Origin of the sequence: Microbacterium enclense, assembly GCA_038182865.1 — a bacterium.
GTDB classification, from domain to species: domain Bacteria; phylum Actinomycetota; class Actinomycetes; order Actinomycetales; family Microbacteriaceae; genus Microbacterium; species Microbacterium enclense_B.
The window spans coordinates 33,952-51,444 of the sequence record CP116226.1 but is presented as its reverse complement, the minus strand read 5'-3'; the positions used below and the strand labels follow the sequence as shown (position 1 = coordinate 51,444).

The 17,493-nt window shown below is 70.5% G+C and carries 21 protein-coding genes and 1 riboswitch; of the genes, 13 read left to right on the top strand and 8 right to left on the bottom strand.

Annotated features, from left to right (window positions below; all coding sequences use genetic code 11):
* Nucleotides 1-152 precede the first annotated feature (152 nt).
* The 3 genes from PIR02_00290 (at nucleotide 153) to PIR02_00280 (ending at nucleotide 1,899) form a co-directional block, all read left to right on the top strand.
* A complete protein-coding gene (locus PIR02_00290; GenBank protein WZH37113.1) occupies nucleotides 153-647 on the top strand; it encodes a carboxymuconolactone decarboxylase family protein in 495 nt (164 codons plus the stop codon).
* Nucleotides 647-1,357 (top strand): tyrosine-protein phosphatase, encoded by a 711-nt coding sequence (locus tag PIR02_00285; protein WZH39057.1) that lies wholly within the window; start codon nucleotides 647-649, stop codon nucleotides 1,355-1,357. Before PIR02_00290 ends, PIR02_00285 begins: the two co-directional genes overlap by 1 nt.
* 77 nt (nucleotides 1,358-1,434) lie before the next feature.
* Nucleotides 1,435-1,899: an SIP domain-containing protein gene (locus tag PIR02_00280; protein WZH37112.1), complete on the top strand. Its 465-nt coding sequence runs from the start codon at nucleotides 1,435-1,437 to the stop codon at nucleotides 1,897-1,899.
* A gap of 29 nt (nucleotides 1,900-1,928) precedes the next feature.
* On the opposite strand, the gene PIR02_00275 is transcribed toward PIR02_00280, so the two are convergent.
* From PIR02_00275 to PIR02_00260, 4 genes are all read right to left on the bottom strand, one after another.
* Nucleotides 1,929-2,384 carry a Fe-S oxidoreductase gene (locus PIR02_00275; protein WZH37111.1) on the bottom strand — a complete coding sequence of 152 codons (456 nt, stop codon included), beginning with the start codon at nucleotides 2,382-2,384 and terminating at the stop codon, nucleotides 1,929-1,931.
* Nucleotides 2,381-3,193 carry an arginase family protein gene (locus PIR02_00270; protein ID WZH37110.1) on the bottom strand — a complete coding sequence of 271 codons (813 nt, stop codon included), beginning with the start codon at nucleotides 3,191-3,193 and terminating at the stop codon, nucleotides 2,381-2,383. The genes PIR02_00275 and PIR02_00270 overlap by 4 nt, the downstream gene beginning before the upstream one ends.
* 69 nt (nucleotides 3,194-3,262) lie before the next feature.
* Nucleotides 3,263-4,018, bottom strand: a complete 756-nt coding sequence (locus tag PIR02_00265; GenBank protein ID WZH37109.1) for a PspA/IM30 family protein — start codon at nucleotides 4,016-4,018, stop codon at nucleotides 3,263-3,265.
* Nucleotides 4,019-4,109: 91 nt separating this feature from the next.
* Nucleotides 4,110-6,155, bottom strand: coding sequence for a TPM domain-containing protein (locus PIR02_00260; protein WZH37108.1), 2,046 nt, complete (start codon nucleotides 6,153-6,155; stop codon nucleotides 4,110-4,112).
* Nucleotides 6,156-6,278: 123 nt separating this feature from the next.
* Here PIR02_00260 and PIR02_00255 point away from each other — a divergent pair, with 123 nt between their 5' ends.
* The 5 genes from PIR02_00255 (at nucleotide 6,279) to PIR02_00235 (ending at nucleotide 10,790) form a co-directional block, all read left to right on the top strand.
* Nucleotides 6,279-7,112, top strand: a complete 834-nt coding sequence (locus tag PIR02_00255; GenBank protein WZH37107.1) for a DUF3097 domain-containing protein — start codon at nucleotides 6,279-6,281, stop codon at nucleotides 7,110-7,112.
* 59 nt (nucleotides 7,113-7,171) lie between these two features.
* Complete coding sequence (gene trmB, locus PIR02_00250) at nucleotides 7,172-7,894, top strand: tRNA (guanosine(46)-N7)-methyltransferase TrmB (protein WZH37106.1); 723 nt, start codon at nucleotides 7,172-7,174, stop codon at nucleotides 7,892-7,894.
* Nucleotides 7,891-8,751 carry a CPBP family intramembrane metalloprotease gene (locus PIR02_00245; GenBank protein WZH37105.1) on the top strand — a complete coding sequence of 287 codons (861 nt, stop codon included), beginning with the start codon at nucleotides 7,891-7,893 and terminating at the stop codon, nucleotides 8,749-8,751. Before trmB ends, PIR02_00245 begins: the two co-directional genes overlap by 4 nt.
* 188 nt (nucleotides 8,752-8,939) lie before the next feature.
* A riboswitch (guanidine-III (ykkC-III) riboswitch) is annotated at nucleotides 8,940-9,003 on the top strand.
* Nucleotides 9,004-9,013: 10 nt separating this feature from the next.
* On the top strand, nucleotides 9,014-9,337 hold the full coding sequence (locus PIR02_00240; GenBank protein WZH37104.1) for a multidrug efflux SMR transporter: 324 nt from the start codon (nucleotides 9,014-9,016) through the stop codon (nucleotides 9,335-9,337).
* A 130-nt stretch (nucleotides 9,338-9,467) separates the two neighbouring features.
* The gene (locus tag PIR02_00235) at nucleotides 9,468-10,790 is read left to right on the top strand and encodes a hypothetical protein (protein ID WZH37103.1); all 1,323 of its coding nucleotides are present in this window, start codon (nucleotides 9,468-9,470) and stop codon (nucleotides 10,788-10,790) included.
* A 66-nt stretch (nucleotides 10,791-10,856) separates the two neighbouring features.
* Here the strand turns inward: PIR02_00235 and PIR02_00230 are convergent, their stop codons facing one another.
* Entirely contained in the window at nucleotides 10,857-11,162 is a 306-nt protein-coding gene (locus PIR02_00230; protein WZH37102.1) for a hypothetical protein, read from the bottom strand.
* Between the two features lie 111 nt (nucleotides 11,163-11,273).
* Here PIR02_00230 and PIR02_00225 point away from each other — a divergent pair, with 111 nt between their 5' ends.
* The 5 genes from PIR02_00225 (at nucleotide 11,274) to PIR02_00205 (ending at nucleotide 16,431) form a co-directional block, all read left to right on the top strand.
* Nucleotides 11,274-12,449, top strand: coding sequence for an ATP-binding protein (locus PIR02_00225; GenBank protein WZH37101.1), 1,176 nt, complete (start codon nucleotides 11,274-11,276; stop codon nucleotides 12,447-12,449).
* 96 nt (nucleotides 12,450-12,545) lie between these two features.
* A complete protein-coding gene (locus PIR02_00220; GenBank protein ID WZH37100.1) occupies nucleotides 12,546-13,049 on the top strand; it encodes an SRPBCC family protein in 504 nt (167 codons plus the stop codon).
* Nucleotides 13,046-14,524, top strand: coding sequence for an NAD(P)/FAD-dependent oxidoreductase (locus tag PIR02_00215; GenBank protein ID WZH37099.1), 1,479 nt, complete (start codon nucleotides 13,046-13,048; stop codon nucleotides 14,522-14,524). Before PIR02_00220 ends, PIR02_00215 begins: the two co-directional genes overlap by 4 nt.
* 2 nt (nucleotides 14,525-14,526) lie before the next feature.
* Nucleotides 14,527-15,351 carry an Fpg/Nei family DNA glycosylase gene (locus tag PIR02_00210; protein WZH37098.1) on the top strand — a complete coding sequence of 275 codons (825 nt, stop codon included), beginning with the start codon at nucleotides 14,527-14,529 and terminating at the stop codon, nucleotides 15,349-15,351.
* Between the two features lie 9 nt (nucleotides 15,352-15,360).
* Nucleotides 15,361-16,431, top strand: a complete 1,071-nt coding sequence (locus PIR02_00205) for a spore photoproduct lyase family protein (GenBank protein WZH37097.1) — start codon at nucleotides 15,361-15,363, stop codon at nucleotides 16,429-16,431.
* 6 nt (nucleotides 16,432-16,437) lie between these two features.
* On the opposite strand, the gene PIR02_00200 is transcribed toward PIR02_00205, so the two are convergent.
* The 3 genes from PIR02_00200 to PIR02_00190 form a co-directional block, all read right to left on the bottom strand.
* On the bottom strand, nucleotides 16,438-16,587 hold the full coding sequence (locus PIR02_00200; GenBank protein WZH37096.1) for a hypothetical protein: 150 nt from the start codon (nucleotides 16,585-16,587) through the stop codon (nucleotides 16,438-16,440).
* A 184-nt stretch (nucleotides 16,588-16,771) separates the two neighbouring features.
* Nucleotides 16,772-17,113, bottom strand: coding sequence for a peptide ABC transporter permease (locus PIR02_00195; GenBank protein ID WZH37095.1), 342 nt, complete (start codon nucleotides 17,111-17,113; stop codon nucleotides 16,772-16,774).
* Nucleotide 17,114: 1 nt separating this feature from the next.
* Nucleotides 17,115-17,492 (bottom strand): hypothetical protein, encoded by a 378-nt coding sequence (locus PIR02_00190; protein WZH37094.1) that lies wholly within the window; start codon nucleotides 17,490-17,492, stop codon nucleotides 17,115-17,117.
* Nucleotide 17,493 lies beyond the last annotated feature (1 nt).

Here is a 17,493-nt window from a genome sequence, read left to right as displayed (position 1 = left end):
GGTCAACCCTGGCACCCTCGGACCGGCCGTCGCCACTGCTCCGCCTCGGAGCGTCACGCCCGCGCGACGCGCGGTCGTCGAGGCCTGCCGCGAGCCCGGGAGGCGGCTCCGAGGGCGGGCCCGAGCCCGCCCCCTCGCCGTAGGCTGTCGCCATGGGTGAGGAGAAGCGCGTCCATCTGTCCAAGAAGGCGCCCGAGGCGTACGCAGCCCTGCGATCGTTCTCGACGACTGTCGGACGCCTCGCCGCCGACGCGGGCATCGACGCGCGCCTGCGCGAGATCGTGCAGATCCACGCCTCGCAGCTCAACGGTTGCGCGTATTGCGTGCGGATCCACGTCGACGCGGCGGTCGCGGCGGGTCTCGACGCCGACGTCATCGCCCAGATCGCGACGTGGCGCGAGTCGGGGGTCTTCGACGAGCGCGAGCGCGCTGCGCTCGAGCTCACCGAGTCGTTCACCTTCATCCACGAGGACGGCATCCCCGATGAGGTCTACGACCGTGCCGGCGGCATCCTGAGCGAACAGGAGTACGTCGCCCTCAGCTGGGTGCTCGTCGCCATCAACTCCTTCAACCGCGTCGCGATCGCGGGACGATACCCCGTCCCTCGGCGCGGGGACGCGGCGCACTCTCACGGGGAGCACGCGTGATGGGCTCGCTCGTGTCGGGAGCGATGAACTTCCGCGACACCGGGGGACTGCCCGCGGGCGACCGTCGCACGCGTGACGGCGTCCTGTTCCGCTCGGGCAACCTCGTCGCCGTCGACGACGCCGGGGTCGAGACCCTGCGCGCGCTCGGCATCCGTCGGGTGATCGATCTGCGCGCCGACGACGAGGTCCGTCACTCACCCAGCCGCTTCGACGACCTGTCGATCGAGGTGCAGCGCGAGCCGCTCTTCCTCGGCTCCGTCGCATCGTTCTTCGCCCGCGACGTCAGCCTCGACGAGCTGTACTCCGCGATCGTCGACGATTCCGCCGACCGTGTCGTGGCGGTCGTGCGCGGCATCCTGAGCTCTCAGCCCGTGCTCGTGCACTGCACCGTCGGCAAGGACCGTACGGGTGTCACGGTGGCCATCGCGCTCGCCGCCGCGGGCGTCGACCGGGAGGCGGTGATCGCCGACTACGCCCGGACCGAGGCTCTGCTGCCCGCGGAACGCAACGCCCGTGTGGTCGCCGGGATCCGGTTGATGCATCCGGAGAACGTGCACGTCGAGGCCCTCGCGACGCGTTCGCCCGCGCCGGTGATGCGAGCGCTGCTGGAACGTCTGGATCGCGAGTACGGATCGCCCGCGGGGTATCTGCGGGCCCACGGGCTGGGCGATGACGAGCTCCGGAGGCTGCGCGAGGTGCTGGTCGACTGACCGATCTCTCGACATCGGGATACAAAGCCGGAACTCAGGTTAGGCAACCCTTCTCCACGGGTATAGTGGAGAGCATCATGACCACGTCCTCCGAGCACAACGACGCCGCGTGCCGCGCGTCGCGGCACACGCGCGTGCAGCACCTCGTCACCGCCGACGAGACCTCTCTCGTCGAGCTCGAGGCGCTGCTGTCGACCCTGCCGATCTGCTCGACGGGACGCGTGTTCGTCGAGGTCCCGGATGCATCGTGGATCGGCCACATCGCGGCCCCCGCGCGGATGACCTTCACGTGGCTCGACCGTTCGCGTCGTTCGGGTGCCCCCGGCACGGGGCGAGGCTGCGCGCCGGGTGAGGCCCTCGCGCGCGCCGTGTCCGGCTGGGCCGGCGAGATGCTGTGCTGCGACGACGACGCGACGCGCGTCTTCCTGCTGGGCGGGTACCTCGGTACCGCCGAGATCGTCGACGAGCTCGTCTCGCGTCACGGCGTCGATGCCGCCACGATTCACACGCCCGAGCGCTTCGGTCTCTCGACCGCCCGCTGACCGCGGCGTCGCCCGCTCCGGGTACCGGGTCAGCTGCCTCGAGGGAGGTAGTTGCCCTCGACCAGGCCGGCCTCGATCTCGAAGCGATTGCGCAACGGGTCACGGCCCGCGAGGGCGTACAGCACCGGCATGAGGAAGCCGTATCGACGCCATTGGCGCTGATGCACGGCCTCGTGCCGGAGCACGGTGTCGGTAGGGCGGGCGTCGCCGGTGAGGAAGCATCCCCCGACGCACACGCCCCCGCGCGGGAACGCCCACGCGGGGAGCCCGCGGAACACCCACAGCCCCTGTCGCTTCTCGATTCGGCCCGTGCTCCACAGCGACCCCCACACCCAGCCGACCGTGCAGCCGTACCAGTACCCGATGCGGCTCACGGGGGAGTCGAGCAGGATGCCGGGGATGAAGCGGTCCCACACGCGTCCGCGCGCCACGGCGCGGTCCGCGCGCTCGCGCCACCCCGCGGGAGGCCGGGGGATCGGGCTCACGCGAGCGCTCCGATCAGCCGCAGGATCGTCCCGAGGTCGTCCACGGCGGCGGCGGGGGACGACGGCGAGAACTCGGTGAGGGTGGCCCCGGCGAGTGGCAGCCGCTCCCGTAGACGACGAATGGATGCCGCGACATCGGCGCTGCGCGCCCCGAACGGTTCGGGCAGGGCGACGCCGGTCATCTCGGCGGGGTCGAGAACGTCGAGATCGACATGGATGTACACCCGCGATGCGCCGGTCGCGACCACGGCGTCGGCGAGGACGTCGGGGTCGCCGAGGTCGTCGGGAGCGATCACCCGCACGCCGTGGGCGTCGATGAACCTCTGCTCCTCGGCATCCAGCGCCCGGGTACCGGCGAGGACGATGCGCGTGGGCGCGACTCCCGGTTCGAGTCGGTGGGTCTCTTCGCCCTCGCCCGTGATCGCTCGCAGCACCATGCCGTGGAACGCGCCGCTCGGCGACGAGGCGGGGGTGTTCAGGTCGGCGTGGGCGTCGATCCACACCACCGCGAGATCGTCGCCCGACACCGCGGAGACCGAACCGAGGGCGACGCCGCAGTCGCCGCCGACGACGATCGCGGGCTCATCGGCCGCGCGCACGGCCTCCTCGATGCGCTGGCGCATCCGGACGAGGGCGCTCAGCCGGTGAACCGCCGTGCCGTGGGCGTCACCGGCCTCGGTCGGAACCTCGAGCACGGTGGTCGCGGCACGTGGCAGGTCGCCGGCGATGGCCTCGGCGCCGTCGACGAGCTGCATCGCTCGCGACGACGACGACCCCTGCCACTGCGGGGCGATGATGAAGCGGGTCATGGGTGGTCCCCTCGCCGGAAGACGCGAGTGCACCGCCCGGCGAGACGGACGGTGCACTCGCGATGTGGATCAGACCTGGTCGGGGCTGGGCGCGTCGATCGCCGCGCGCTGGGGGCCGCCGACCTTGAGGGCCGCGAGGCGAGCCTCGACCTCGGTCAGCTCACCCACGTCTTCCAGGGCGTTGAACTGCGCGTCGATGCTCGACGCGGCCAGCTCCTGCTTCCCGGCGGCGAGGGCCTCCTGGCGGCGGATCTTGTCTTCGAAGCGTCCGAGCTCGCTCGTGGGGTCGAGGACGTCGATCGACTTGACCGCGTCGTGCACCTTGTTCTGTGCTTCGGCGACCTTGGCGCGGGCGGTGAGCTCGTTGCGCTTGGCCTTCAGCTGGTCGAGCTTGCCCTTCATGCCGTTGAGACCGTCTTTGAGCTTGTCGACGACCTCGGTCTGCGCGGCGATCGTGGGCTCGGCGGCCTTGGCCTCGCCCTCGGCGGTGATCTGACGCTGGAGAGCGATCTTGGCGAGGTTGTCGAACTTGTCGGCTTCGGCGACGTTGCCCGAGGCGCGCAGCTCGTCGCCCTTCCGGCTGGCGGCGAGGGCCTTGTTGCCCCACTCCGCTGCCGCCTGGCGGTCTTCTTGGTGGTCGCGCTCGAGCAGGCGCAGGTTGCCGATGGTCTCGGCGATGGCCGATTCGGCGTCGGCGATCGAGTTGGAGTAGTCGCGGACGAGCTGATCCAGCATCTTCTGCGGGTCCTCGGCCTGGTCGAGGAGCGCGTTGACGTTCGCGCGGACGAGGGTCTGAATGCGACCGAAGATGGACTGCTTGGCCATGCGGGGGTTCCTTCCTAAGGCGACAGAGTCGAGTCTGGTGTCGAATGCTACGAGTTTTCTGTGACGGCCGAGAGCGGCTTGCGAGGGGCGTTCAGAAGCGTCCGCCTCCCCGGCGCGAGCGTCCGCCCCCGCTGCCGCGCGAGCCTCCCGAGCGCATACCGCCGCCTCCGGATCGCGACCGGGAACCGCCGGAGCGAGTGCCCCCGAAGCCTCCGCCGAAGCCGCCCAACCCGCCTCCGCCGAAGCCTCCACGTGATCGCGAGCCGCCCCCGCCCAGGAGGGAGTTGACGGCGATGCCGCCGAGGATGGCGCCGAGCACGTCGCTCCCGCCGCCTCCGGGCCCGCCGCCGAAGCTGCCGACGTCGTTCTGGGCCAGGGACCCCGCTTCGCTGGAGAGCTGCACGGCTCGCTGGGCGAGTGACGATGCGCCGACGGGATCGGTGGCGCGCAGGTGTTCCGCCTGGACGAGAGCCGCCCCGGCCTCGGCGAGACGCGTCCGCGCCGTGGGGCCGACAGCGCCCCGTCGCGCGGCGATGAAGCTCTCGGTCGATGACACCTGGGCGCGCGCCTGCATGAGCGCGGTGTCGAGCTGGGAGGCTGCGCGCCGCTGACGCTCGGCGGCGTCGCGTGCCTCGGCGATGACGCCGTCGATCGTCGTGTTCGCCTGCTCGAGAGTGGCGAGAGCGCCCAGGGGGTCGGACCGCTCGCCGCCCAGGGCGGCGCGGGCGGCATTCAGCTGGGCGCTCGCCGCGGCGACGGCGCCGGCGACGCGGCCGTCGGGGTCGGAGAGAGCGCCCGCCGCGGCGATGTCGCCGTCGATCTCGGCGACGAGCTCGCTCGAGCGTCTCTCCGCATCGGTCAGGTCGGTGCCGAGCGACGAGACGGCCTTCTCGAGCGTCTCGGCCTGCGTGACCGCGGCTTGCGCCGCCCGCAGGGCCACGGCGGCCGCTCCGGTGTCTCCGGCCGCGAGGGCACGCGAGGCGGCGGCGATCTGCTGGGCGGCGAGATCGAGCCGGGCGCGAGCCTGCGCGGCGTTGTCGGCGACGGGAGCGAGGGCCGTGTCGGCGTACTTCTCGCGCAACCGAGCGAGCTCGGCATCGGCGGTCGGCAGGGCGGCTGTGGCCGCGGCGTGCTGCTGCTGCAGGCGGGCGAGGGCTCCGGGCGCGTCGGCCTCGAGGGCGCGAAGCTCGTCGAACGCCGCCGCCTTGGCATCCAGGGCCTCGTCGGCCGACGCGCACAGCCGCAGGATCTCGGTGTAGCCGGCTCGCTGCTGGTCGGGGGTCTCGGGGGTCGCATCGTCGAGCTGCTGCGAGATCGTGAACGCGCGGTCGAGGTCGGCCTTCGCCTGCGCGAGCACCTCGACGAAGGGCGCGGCGGCGTCGTCGCCGAACTGCGCCCGCGCGAAGCCGAGCTCCTGCCCGCTGTTCTTGATCGCATCGTCGGTCGCGACCAGAGCCGATCCCGCGCGCCGCGAGAGTTCTTCGATGCTCTCCTGCGGTGCGGCCGAGCCCCCGGATGCCGTTCGCCGCCGCCGCAGACCGAACCACAGCAGCCCACCGCCGATCACGAGGACGAGAAGGACCACGAGAGCGATGAGACCGACGTCGGGACCGCTGCCGGCGGGGGTGGGGGCGGGCGCTGCGGGTGCGGCACGCTCCGCCGCCGTCAGCCCGTCGACGGCCTTCACCGCGGCCCCGGCCCAGTCTCCACTCGCGAGGGCGGGTTGAACGAGGTCCTGCTCGATCGCGGCGAGTTGCTGCGTCGTCAGGGCACCGTCGTCGACATCCCCGGAGAGGTAATAGGCGCGCCCGTCGACCGATACGGCCAGCAGGTACTGATGCGGACCGAGGTTGTTGCGGTTCGCCGTCTCGTTGGCCCACTCCTCGGCGGCTTCGGGCTGGGTGAACTCATCGACGTAGGCGACCCACATATCGAAGCCCGTGTCGGTGGTCAGTCGCACCAGGCGCGACTGGACCTCGGCCTCCTGGGCGTTGGTGAGGACGTCCGCCTGATCGAGCACGTAACTCGAGCCGAGCGACGGGGGTGGGACAGCAGCGGCGGACAGAGGCCACGCGAGCACCCCGGCGACCACCGCAAGCAGAACCGCCATCGCTCGCGCGGCGCTGGGCTTTCGCATGCCTCCCCCTTCGGCTGGCGGACCTGTCCACTCTATAAACGACCGCCGACACCCGGGTAGAACCGGCGCGTCCGCTGTGAGCGCACATCGACCCCGCCTAGGCTCGATCGCTCGGAGGTACGAATGGACGACCGCTACGGCACCGATGTGCTCGCCCGCGGCTGGCGTGATGCCGGACGCAAGAAGCCGGCCCACGTCGCGGCATCCGCAGACCTGGTGGTCGAGGTCGCCGGAGACGGCTACGTCGGTGCGGTGACCCGCGTCGAGGGCATGAACGTCGAGCTCGAAGACCGCTTCGGCAAGCGTCGGCTGTTCCCGCTCGGCGGCGGCTTCCTGGTCGACGGCGCTCCCGTGGTGCTCGAGGCGCCCACCGCTGCAGCGAAGGGCCGCACGCGCACGGCGTCTGGATCGTTCGCCGTCGCCGACCAGCGCGCCCGCACCGCCCGCGCGAGCCGCATCTTCGTCGAGGGCAAGCACGACGCCGAGCTCGTCGAGAAGGTCTGGGGCGCCGACCTGCGCGCCGAGGGCGTCGTCGTCGAGTTCCTCGAGGGCGTCGACCTTCTCGAACAGACCCTGGATGCCGAGCCTCCCACCGCCGAACGACGCTACGGCGTGCTCGTCGACCACCTCGTGCCGAACTCCAAGGAGTCGCGCATCGCGGAGAAGATCGCGCGCGGACGACACGGCGCGCACGTACGCATCGTCGGCCACCCGTTCGTCGACGTCTGGCAGTGCGTGACGCCGCGTGCCCTCGGCATCGCCGCGTGGCCTGAGGTGCCGCGCGGGATCGAGTGGAAGGTGGGCGTCTGCCGCGCCCTCGGCTGGCCCGCCGACGAGCAGGCCGACACCGCGCGCGCGTGGCAGCACATCCTGTCGAAGGTCACCACGTTCCGTGACCTCGAACCGGCCCTGCTCGGCCGCGTCGAGGAGCTCATCGACTTCGTGACCGTGCCGTGAGCGGCCGCAAGGTGCCCGTGCGCCACACCCCCGAAGGCTCGTCGCCTAGCCTGGAAGACATGGACGCCGCGCCCGTGTACCGCGACAAGCCGGTGTCGTTCGTGCGCCGCAGCGGCCGCATGTCGGAGGCGCAGGACCGGGCGTGGGCCGAGCTCTCGCCGTTCTACCTGCTTCCCGTGGAGCGTGCCGCCGCCGCCACGAGCGTCAAGGCGGGAACCGCCGTCGACCCCGCCGCGGTCTACGGCCGACAGGCCCGACTCGTCGTGGAGGTCGGCTCGGGCCAGGGTCATCAGATCGTCTCGGCCGCCGCCGCCCACCCCGACACCGATTTCCTCGCCGTCGAGGTCTTCACCGCGGGGCTGGCGCGCACCATGCTCGATGCCGATCGCGAGGGCGTCAGAAACCTGCGTCTCGTCGAGGCCAACGCGCCGGAGGCGCTCGAGCACCTCCTACCCGCGGCATCCGTCGACGAGCTGTGGGTGTTCTTCCCTGACCCGTGGCACAAGAACAAGCACACCAAGCGCCGCTTGGTCGCCCCCGACTTCGCACGTATCGCCGCGCAGGCGCTTCGCCCCGGTGCCACCCTGCGCCTCGCGACCGACTGGCAGGACTACGCCGACCAGATGCGCGACGTGCTCGACGAGGCGCCCGACTTCGAGCGGGCGTTCGTCGGGGAGTGGGCCGAGCGGTTCGAGGGACGTGTGCTCACCGCCTTCGAGCGCAAGGGCCTGCGCGTCGGCCGCGACATCCGCGACCTGACCTACACGCGGGTCTCGCCGTGACCGCGCACACCGCGGTGCCGGTCCGCGAGCGTTCCACCTGGACGCCGAAGCTCATCCCGGCGCTGTTGGTGTGTCTCGCCGCCCCGGTGCTGTTCGTCGTGCAGATCGTGTGGCTCGGCTGGATCCTGCTCGCGCTCGCCGTGGCATCCGGTGTCCTCGTCGACCGTCGCGCCGGCATCGCCCTCGTCCGGGGCGACGAGCCGAGCATCGCGCGCGACGTCTCTCTGGTGGCGGTCGGCCAGTTCATCGTCAGCCTGATCCCGCTGCACGCCGAACTCGACAATGCCGCGTTCCTCCGCTTCACCCTCGCCCTGGGCGGTGCGGTCGTCGTTCCCTATGTGATCTCGCGCTTCGTCTACCGCGATCGCGCGATCGCCTTCCCGTGGCGCGGGGGAGGCCGGTGGACGTGGTGGCAATGGGCGTGGCTGGCCGGCGTCATCGTGCTCGGCTATCTGATCCTGCCGTTCTACTTCATCACCTCCGGCGTCTACATGAACTGGCCGGTGGTGAACACGCCCGATCTCATTGCGCGGCTGTTCGTCGGCGTCGGCGCGGTGGGCATCTGGGACGAGCTGTTCTTCATCTGCACGGTCTTCGTTCTGCTGCGACGGCACTTCCCCGACCTCACCGCCAACCTGCTGCAGGCGATCGTCTTCATGTCGTTCCTGTGGGAGCTCGGTTACCAGGCGTGGGGACCCCTGCTCACCATCCCGTTCGTGATCGTGCAGGGCTTCCTCTTCCTCAAGACGCGCTCGCTCTGGTACGTCGTGACCGTGCACCTGCTCTTCGACGCCGTGGTCTTCGGCGTTCTGGTGCACGCACACAACCCCGGGGCGGCATCCGTCTTCCTGATCTGACCCCGGATGCCGGCACCCCGGCCGCCCTGTCCGATCGATGCGGCGTCGCCCTGACAGGCATAAACGCGATCGGCGCCCATAAACGCGAGCACAGCGCGTTTATGCGCGTGGAAAGCGTTTATGCGTGGTCTCGGAGGGGCAGCCGCCGCTGCACGGGCACTGCCCAGGTGGGCTCGATACTCTGGGTCTCGGACGCACGACCGCGCCCCCGGACGACGGATCAGTACCCGGACAGCGACAAGACTGGCCAAGGAGAGCAGCCATGTCGTGGATCGTCCTCATCCTGTCCGGCGTCCTCGAAGCCGTCTGGGCGACCGCCCTCGGCCGCTCGGAGGGGTTCACCAAGCTCTGGCCCAGCGTGATCTTCGGCGTCGCGATCCTGGCATCCATGGGCGGACTCGCCTTCGCCATGCGCGAGATCCCCACGGGAACGGCGTACGCGGTCTGGGTGGGCATCGGCGCAGCGCTGACCGTCGTGGTCGCCATGGTCACCGGTGCCGAGGCCGTCTCGGTGGTGAAGCTGCTGCTCGTCCTCGGTCTCGTCGCCTGCGTGATCGGCCTGAAGCTTGTCAGCGACACCCACTGACCAGGACATTTTCCTGGAAGTCAACCGGAGGGAACGTTCGGTTTGATCCGCTACGATCTGGCTTCACTGCACTTGTCCGGGCCCGACACCGTCGTCACTCGCCCACATCTTCCCCTGTGAAAGGTTCCGAGTGAGCGCACCGCCGAGCGAGCTTGCCTCCCCGACGCGTCCCTCGCGCGTCATCGAGCGCCCGAGCCGATACCGCCGACTCGATCGACTCCGTGGATCGCGGATCGGTCGCGCGTTGCGGCAGTACGGCGAAGACGTGCTGCGTCCCCCGCAGGGCGCGGTGCCCGTCGAGCGCGGCTCGTTCACCCGTGTCCTGCTGTTGTGGGCCATCGCCCGCGCCGTCAACTTCGGCTTCCTGTGGGGGTTCTACTCGATCGCCAAGGCCGCGCGTTGGGGCTTCGGCCCTGACAGCGAGCGCCTCGGCACCTTCTTCGACTACCTCACCGGCTGGGACGCCGACCGCTACGGTCAGATCGCCGCCGAGGGCTATCCGATGTCGCTCCCGATGAACGTGTCGGGCGACATCCTCCCCAACAACTGGGCGTTCCTGCCGGTCTTCCCCGGGATGGTCCGCGCCCTGTCGGATGCCACGGGCCTCGGCTGGCAGCCCATCGCGGTGCTGCTGAGCCTCGGTGCGAGCCTCGGCGCCACCTGGCTGCTGTTCCTGCTCCTGCGCACCGTCACGAAGCCGCAGGCGGCGTGGTGGGCGGTCGTGTTCTTCTCCTTCGCCCCGATGTCGTTCCTCTTCGTCATCGGCTACAGCGAGGGCCTCTTCATGGCGCTCATGTTCGGCGCGATGCTGCTGGCGATCAAGCGCAGGTACCTGTGGATCCTGCCGATCGGCCTCGTCACCGCCTACACGCGACCGGGGGTCCTCGCACTGGGGCTGGCGCTGGGCATCGTGTTCCTCGTGCGCTTCTTCCGCCGTCGCGTCGACCCGTTCCCGATGAAGGAATGGGCGTCGCTGATGGCGACCGGCCTCACGATCGCCGTCGCCGGATTGTCGTGGAACCACATCGCGCAGTACGTCACCGGCACGCACAACGCCTACATCCGCACCGAACTGGGCTGGTGGCTCGATTACGTCGGGAACGACGCCTTCACGCCGTTCACGCCGTGGTTCCGCCAGGCCGGCACACACCTCGGTGTGGTGGGCATCGTGCTCGTCGTCGCGCTGATCGTGGCGTTCCTCGCCCTCATGTGGTCGCGTCCCGTTCGCCGCCTCGGCCTGATGGTCGTGACCTACGGCTTCAGCTACGGCGTCTACATCCTCGCCGTGTTCCTCCCGCAGCAGAGTACGTTCCGACTGCTCATGCCGATGGCGCCGATGATGGCCGACGAGCGCTGGTCGTCCACGCCGCGGCGTCGCGCGGCGATCCTGACCGGATGCCTCGTGCTCCAGGTGGTGGCGATCCTCCTGCTGTGGACGCGCGGCAACCCGTGATCCGCTGATCCTGAACGATGACGGGGCGACGCCGAGATGGCGTCGCCCCGTCGTCGTCCGGTCAGGTCAGTCCGGGCGTCCGCCGGGGTCGACGGCGTCGATCATGTCTTCCTCGACCGCGTTGTCGGCATCCATCTCGGCGGAGCCGACCGCGTCGTCGTCATCCTCGGCGAAGGCTCCCGCGGAGTCATCGCTCGCGGGATCCGCGTCCGCCGCGCCCCCACCCCCGGCGGACGCGCTCGCGGGAGCCGGCGAGGTCTCGGGCGGCAGCGGGACGGTGGGCTCGGTGGGATTCGGGGCGAGCGGTTCGGCCGGAGTGGTCGGGGTGGCGGGCTCGGCGGGCGTCTGAGGGAACGGGGTCGAAGTGCTCATGCCGCCACTGTTCGGCGCCTCTCGCGAGAGCGCGACCCCCTTCCCCCTCGGCCCTCCCGGGTGTAACCGCACTAGGCTCGACGGAGGGGAGTACCACCAAGAGGGGACGATGTGTCCACGGCGCATGATGTGACGCGACGCGAGGCGATCGCGCAGTACCGGCTCGTCGGGGAGCCGTCCGAACCCGATCTGCAGGGGCTCGTCGAGCTCGCAGCCACCGCGTGCGGGGTTCCCACCGCGGTGATCAACATCATCGACGACCGCATGCAGCATCAGGTGGCGGCTGTCGGGATCCAGGCGGCGTCCTGCGCCCGCGAAGACTCGATGTGCGCCGCGGTCATCAGCACCCCGGGTCGTGTCGTCGTCCCGGACGCCCAGCTCGATCCGCGCTTCGCGCAGAATGCCTTCGTGACGGGGGAGATCGCCAACGTCCGCTTCTATGCCTCGAGTCCGCTCATCACGCCGGCCGGGGTCACGATCGGCACCCTGTGCGTGTTCGACGACGTCGTCGGCGAACTCTCGGATGCCGCCAGTCGGGCGCTCGACCTTCTCGCCCATCAGGTGATCGACGTTCTCGAACTGCGCCGCATCCAGCGAGACCTCGTGGAGTCCAACGCGCAGCTCGAGCAGTTCGCCGTGCAGGTGAGCCACGACCTCCGCAATCCGCTCACCGCTCTCGCCGGGTTCATCGAGCTCGCCGCCGACAGCCCGGAGATGGCGGCGGCCCCGCGGGCCGCGCAGTCGCTCGTGCGTGCGGAGGCGGCCGCCGGGCGGATGACGGCGATGGTCACCGACCTGCTCGATTTCGCCCGCATGGGGGGTACCCGCCCGCATCTCACCGACGTCGACGTCGCCGACACCGTCGACGCGGTGCTCGAAGATCTCGACGGTGCCGTGGTGAGCACGGGCGCCGAGGTGACGGTCGCCCAGTCTGAGCACGTGCGCGCCGACGACACCCTGCTGCGGGTGCTCCTGCAGAACCTCATCGCCAACGCGGTGAAGTTCACCGTCGCGGCCGAGAGGGTGCCCCGCGTCCGTGTCAGCGTCGAGACCCTGCCCGACGGCTGGCGGATCTTCGTCGACGACAACGGCGAGGCGATCGAGCCGGAGCTGCGCGACCGTGTCTTCGAGCCCATGGAGCGCGGTCACGGTGCCGAGGTCCCGGGGATCGGGATCGGGCTCGCGACCTGTCGGCGAATCGTCGATGCGCACCACGGTTCGATCGGTCTCGACGCGTCGCCCGAGGGGGGCACGCGCGTGTGGTTCGTGCTTCCCGCCGCCGCCTGACGGATACCCGGCGCACCGCCTTCGCGCAACCGTCGCGACGTCGGGGCGGGCGGGGCCGTAGCGTGGGGATCCACCGGTCGACGAGGAGGAGCGACGATGGCCCGCAATGTGCGTCTTCTGCGATGCGCCCCCGAAGATGTCTTCCGCGTCCTGGCCAACGGCTGGCTGTATCCCCTGTGGGTCGTCGGCGCCTCGCGGATGCGCGACGTGGCCGACGAGTGGCCCGCGGAAGGATCGACGCTGCACCACTCGTTCGGGTCGTGGCCGGCGCTGGTCAACGACTCGACCGTCATGCGGGTCTGGGACCCGCCGCGGCGCGCGGTGCTCGAACCGCACGGCGGCCCGATCGGCATCGCCCGCGTAGCCATCGATGTGAAGGCCCGCGGTGACATGTGCGTGGTCCGTCTGCAGGAAGAACCCGTCACGGGACCGACGAAGCTCCTGCCCGACGTCGTCTTCGACGCGATCACTCGCTGGCGCAACGCCGAGACCCTTCATCGCCTCGCATACCTCGCCGAAGGGGGAGCGCCCGGCACCTCCGAGGGATCCGCCGCGCGTGGCCACGAATCCACCGCCGAGCGGGAGCCGATCGACCGATGAGCGAGAGCTACGACGCGATCATCGTCGGTTCCGGACCCAACGGGCTCGCGGCGGCGGTCACCCTCGCGCGCTCCGGTCTCTCGGTGGCGGTGTACGAACGCGCCGACACCTTCGGGGGAGCGGCGTCGACCGCTGAACTGACGCTGCCCGGGTTCCGTCACGACGTCGGATCGGCGGTGCACCCGCTGGCGTTGGAGTCGTGGTTCTTCCGCGAGTTCGGACTCGAGCGGCGTGTGCCGCTGATCGTCCCCGAGGTGTCGTACGCCCATCCCCTCGACGGGGGCCGAGCGGGACTGGCCTACCGCGATCTGGAACGCGCCGCGGATGGGCTCGGGGTCGACGGGCCCGCCTATGCGCGCCTCATGCGTCCGCTCGTCGAGCATCTCCGCGGGGTCGCGGACTTCACCGGCAACGCCCTGTTGCGCATCCCCGGCGATCCGCTCGCGGCCGCGTTCTTCGGCATCCGCTCTCTCGAACAGGGTGGACCCTGGTGGAACACGCGCTTCCGTGAAGAGGTCGCGCCCGCACTCGTCACCGGCGTCTCGGCGCACACGATCCTGCACCAGCCGAGCCTGGCCGCCGGTGGTGCCGGTCTCGTCCTCGCCACCTACGGGCACGGTCGCGGCTGGCCGATCCCGGTCGGGGGCAGCCAGGCGATCGCCGACGCGATGATCGCGGATATCCGCGCCCACGGCGGGGTGCTGCACACCGGCGTCGAGATCACCTCGCTGGATGAGCTGCCGCCGTCGAAGGCCGTGCTGCTGGACACCACGCCGCGCGCGCTCATCCGCCTGGCGGGAGACCGGATGCCGGCGGCCTACCGCCGCGCCCTCGAGCGGTTCCGCTACGGCGGCGGTGTCGCCAAGGTCGACTTCGCGCTGAGCGAGCCGGTCCCGTGGGCGAACGCCGACATCGCCCGCACGGGCACGGTGCACATCGGCGGGACGCGCGAAGAGATCGCCGCGGCGGAGAACGCGGTGGCGCGGGGGGATCTGCCGGACGCGCCCTACGTCCTCGCCGCACAGCCGACGCTGTTCGACCCCACCCGCGCCCCCGAGGGAAAGCACGTCCTCTGGGCGTACACCCACGTGCCTTCCGCAAGCCCCGCGGACAGGGAAGAGGCGATGGTCCGGCAGATCGAGCGTTTCGCACCCGGCTTCAGAGACACCGTGCTCGCTTCGACCTCGCGCACGGCCGTCGACATCGAGGCGTGGAACCCGAACTTTCCGGGCGGTGACATCTCGGCGGGCGCTCCGACGTTCACGCAGCTGCTCGGACGGCCGATCTACAGTCCCGACCCGTGGCGCACACCGATGACGGGCGTGTACCTGTGCTCCTCGTCGACCAGCCCGGGCCCGGGGGTCCACGGGCTCGCCGGGTGGCAGGCCGCCCTCAGCGCACTGCGGCACGAGTTCGGTACGCGCCTGCGGCCCGACCTCGCTCCCCGCGACGACCAGCTCGTCCCGGCGCGCTAGCCGTGCCGGAGGGCGACAGCGTCTACCGCCTGCGCCGACGCCTCGATGCGGTGACGACCGGGCGGGAGGTCCGCGAGGGGGAGCTGCGTTCGGGGGCGGCGGCCGGCACGTCGCTGGCGGGACGGCGTATCCGGGGTTACGACACCCACGGCAAGCACCTCCTGACGCGTTTCGACGACGACACGACCCTGCACACGCATCTGCGGATGCAGGGCAGCTGGACCATCACGCGCCCCGGCCGTGCCCTCCCGACGGCCGCACGGGAGAAGGCGCGCGTGCGACTCCGCCTCGACGACGGGCGCGAGGTGTGGGGACTCGATGTGCCCGTGGTCGACCTCATCCCGACGATGCGCGAGGCCGACGTGATCGGATACCTCGGTCCGGACCCGCTGCGAGACGACTGGGATGCCGCGGAGGCTGTGCGACGCCTGTCGGCCCGGCCCGAGCGTCGCTTCGTCGCGGCACTGCTCGACCAGACGCGCATCGCCGGGCTCGGCAACCTCTGGGTGAACGAACTCGCGTTTCTGCGCGGCATCCATCCCTTCGCGCCCATCGGTGCGACCGACCTCGATGCTCTGGTCGCGCTCGCGGCACGCGCCCTGCGGATCTCGGCGACCGTGCCGGGGATGTATCAGGTGACGACCGGGAATCAGCGCAAAGGATCGTCGCACTGGGTGGCCGGCCGGGCGGGGAGGCCGTGTCTGCGCTGCGGCACGCGCGTCCTGGTGCGCGACGAGGTGGCGAACGATCCCGAGCAGCGACGCACGTGGTGGTGCCCGCGCTGCCAGCCGGTACCGGCCGGAGCGGATGTCGGAACCCCCGGGTAGAACGGAACGATGGCCGTCCTTCGCGAGAACCTGCTGCGCGTGACCCGCATCTATGCGGAAGACGCCGCGCTCGAGCTCGAGCGCGGGCGGGAGATCGTCGCGCGCTGGCCCGACGCCCACATCGTGCCCATCGCGTCGCACTGGCAGATCCCCGAGGTGCACGGCGACGAGACGAACGTCGCACGCTGGGTGCGCATCAAGACCGAGGCGCTCGTGCTCGGCGTCAAGAAGAGCGTCGCGACGCGGGTGAACGGCCGCTCGGCGGATTTCATCGCGCCGTCGCTGTCCAACGGGTGCGCCATGGCCTGCGCGTACTGCTACGTCCCGCGACGGAAGGGCTACAGCAACCCGATCACCGTGTTCGCGAACATCGATCAGATCACGCGCCACCTCGCGCGGCATGTCGCGGTGCGCGGGCAGAAGACCGAGCCCAACCAGTGCGACCCCGAGGCGTGGGTGTACGACATCGGTGAGAACGGCGACTGCTCGGTCGACGCGATGATCAGCGAGAACGTGCGCGACGTGTGCGATCTGTTCCGCATGATGCCGACGGCCAAGGCGTCATTCGCGACGAAGTTCGTCAATCGCGACCTGCTCGAGTGGGATCCGGCCGGCCGGACCCGCATCCGGTTCTCGCTCATGCCCGCGGCGACGGCCCGCGTCACCGATCTGCGCACTTCTCCGATGTCGGAGCGCATCGCCGCGATCAACGACTTCGTCGACGCGGGATTCGAGGTTCACGTCAACTTCTCCCCGGTGATTCTCACTCCGACGTGGCTCGCCGATTGGGAAGCTCTCTTCGACGAGATCGACGCGGTCCTCCACGCGCGGGCGAAGGCGCAACTCGCGTGCGAGATCATCTTCCTCACGCACAACGAGGGCCTGCACGAGGTCAATCTCGGATGGCATCCCACGGGCGAAGAGCTGTTGTGGACGCCTGCCGCACAAGAAGAGAAGCGCTCGCAGAACGGCGCGGTGAACGTTCGCTACCGACACCCGCTGAAGGCGCAGAGTGTGGCGGCACTCACCGCGCTCATCGATCGGAGACTCCCGTACTGCCGTGTGCGGTACGCCTTCTGAAGAGTCTTACGAGATGTCGCCGACCGGCGACTCCGAGGTCGTGGCGGCTTCGTCGGCGTCTTGCTGGGCGGCAGCGCCCTCCTCGGGGGACTCGCTCCCCGCGCCGTTCGAATCCTGATCGGGGGCGTCGTCGGCGCGACCGTTGGTGCTCGTCATGCTGTCTCCATTCATCCGGGGCCGGAACCGTGACCCGCGAGCGACGTTCGCACGCGGCCGCGACGGTGTCCAGGGGGTCGACGCGCTCAGATCGGGGTGACGCCGTACCTCTCGGTGAACGCCGCCATCGCGGCATCCTCGAAATCGTCGGCGTCGTCGCGCAGGTCGATGTCGTCCATGTCGTTCACAGCAGCGGGGCGATCGCGCCGGCGGTCAATGCGAAAGCGAGGGCGGTCCCGCCGATCGCGGTGGCCGCGGCGACGGATGCGCGTTCCAGACGCATGCGTCGCGTGGTGTTGACCGGGTGCGTCGTGCTGCGCAACGACGACCTCGCCTCGGCGAGAGCGTCATAGCGGCCGATGGGGATGCCGTGCGCATCGCGCGACACGAAGCCGCCGGCGACCTGGTCGACGCATCCGAAGTACTCGCCGCCACGATGCGCGACCCAGAATCCGGTGTCGACCTTCGCCCAGGTCGTGCGCGTCGACGTCGCCGGGGTGGTCCGGGGGAGAACGGCGATGTCCATGTCAGGCGGCCACCGACACGAGGGTGCGACGGCGTGCGACCGCGGTGCGCGCCGGGGCCGGAGACGCCGCGTCGTGCGCGGGGATCTCGGCAGAGAGGTCGACGACGAGGCCGGCGGAGGAGTTCGCCATGTCCGCCATGTTCTTCAGCACGGTTGCGTTGAGGGTCTCGGGCTCGGCCGAGTCGAACGCGAACCGGAGGGGGATGGAGGGCTGCAGCCAGAGCGTGGACCGGCCGGCGTCACCGTCGACATGCGTCCAGCTGAGGGTGAAGCTCTCGCTCCGGCGGAGTTTGGTCGTGACGACCACCTTCAGGTGGGCGAGGACCCGATCCGGAATCTCGATCGATTCCGTCGAGGTGGCGTAGAACAGCTGGCCCATG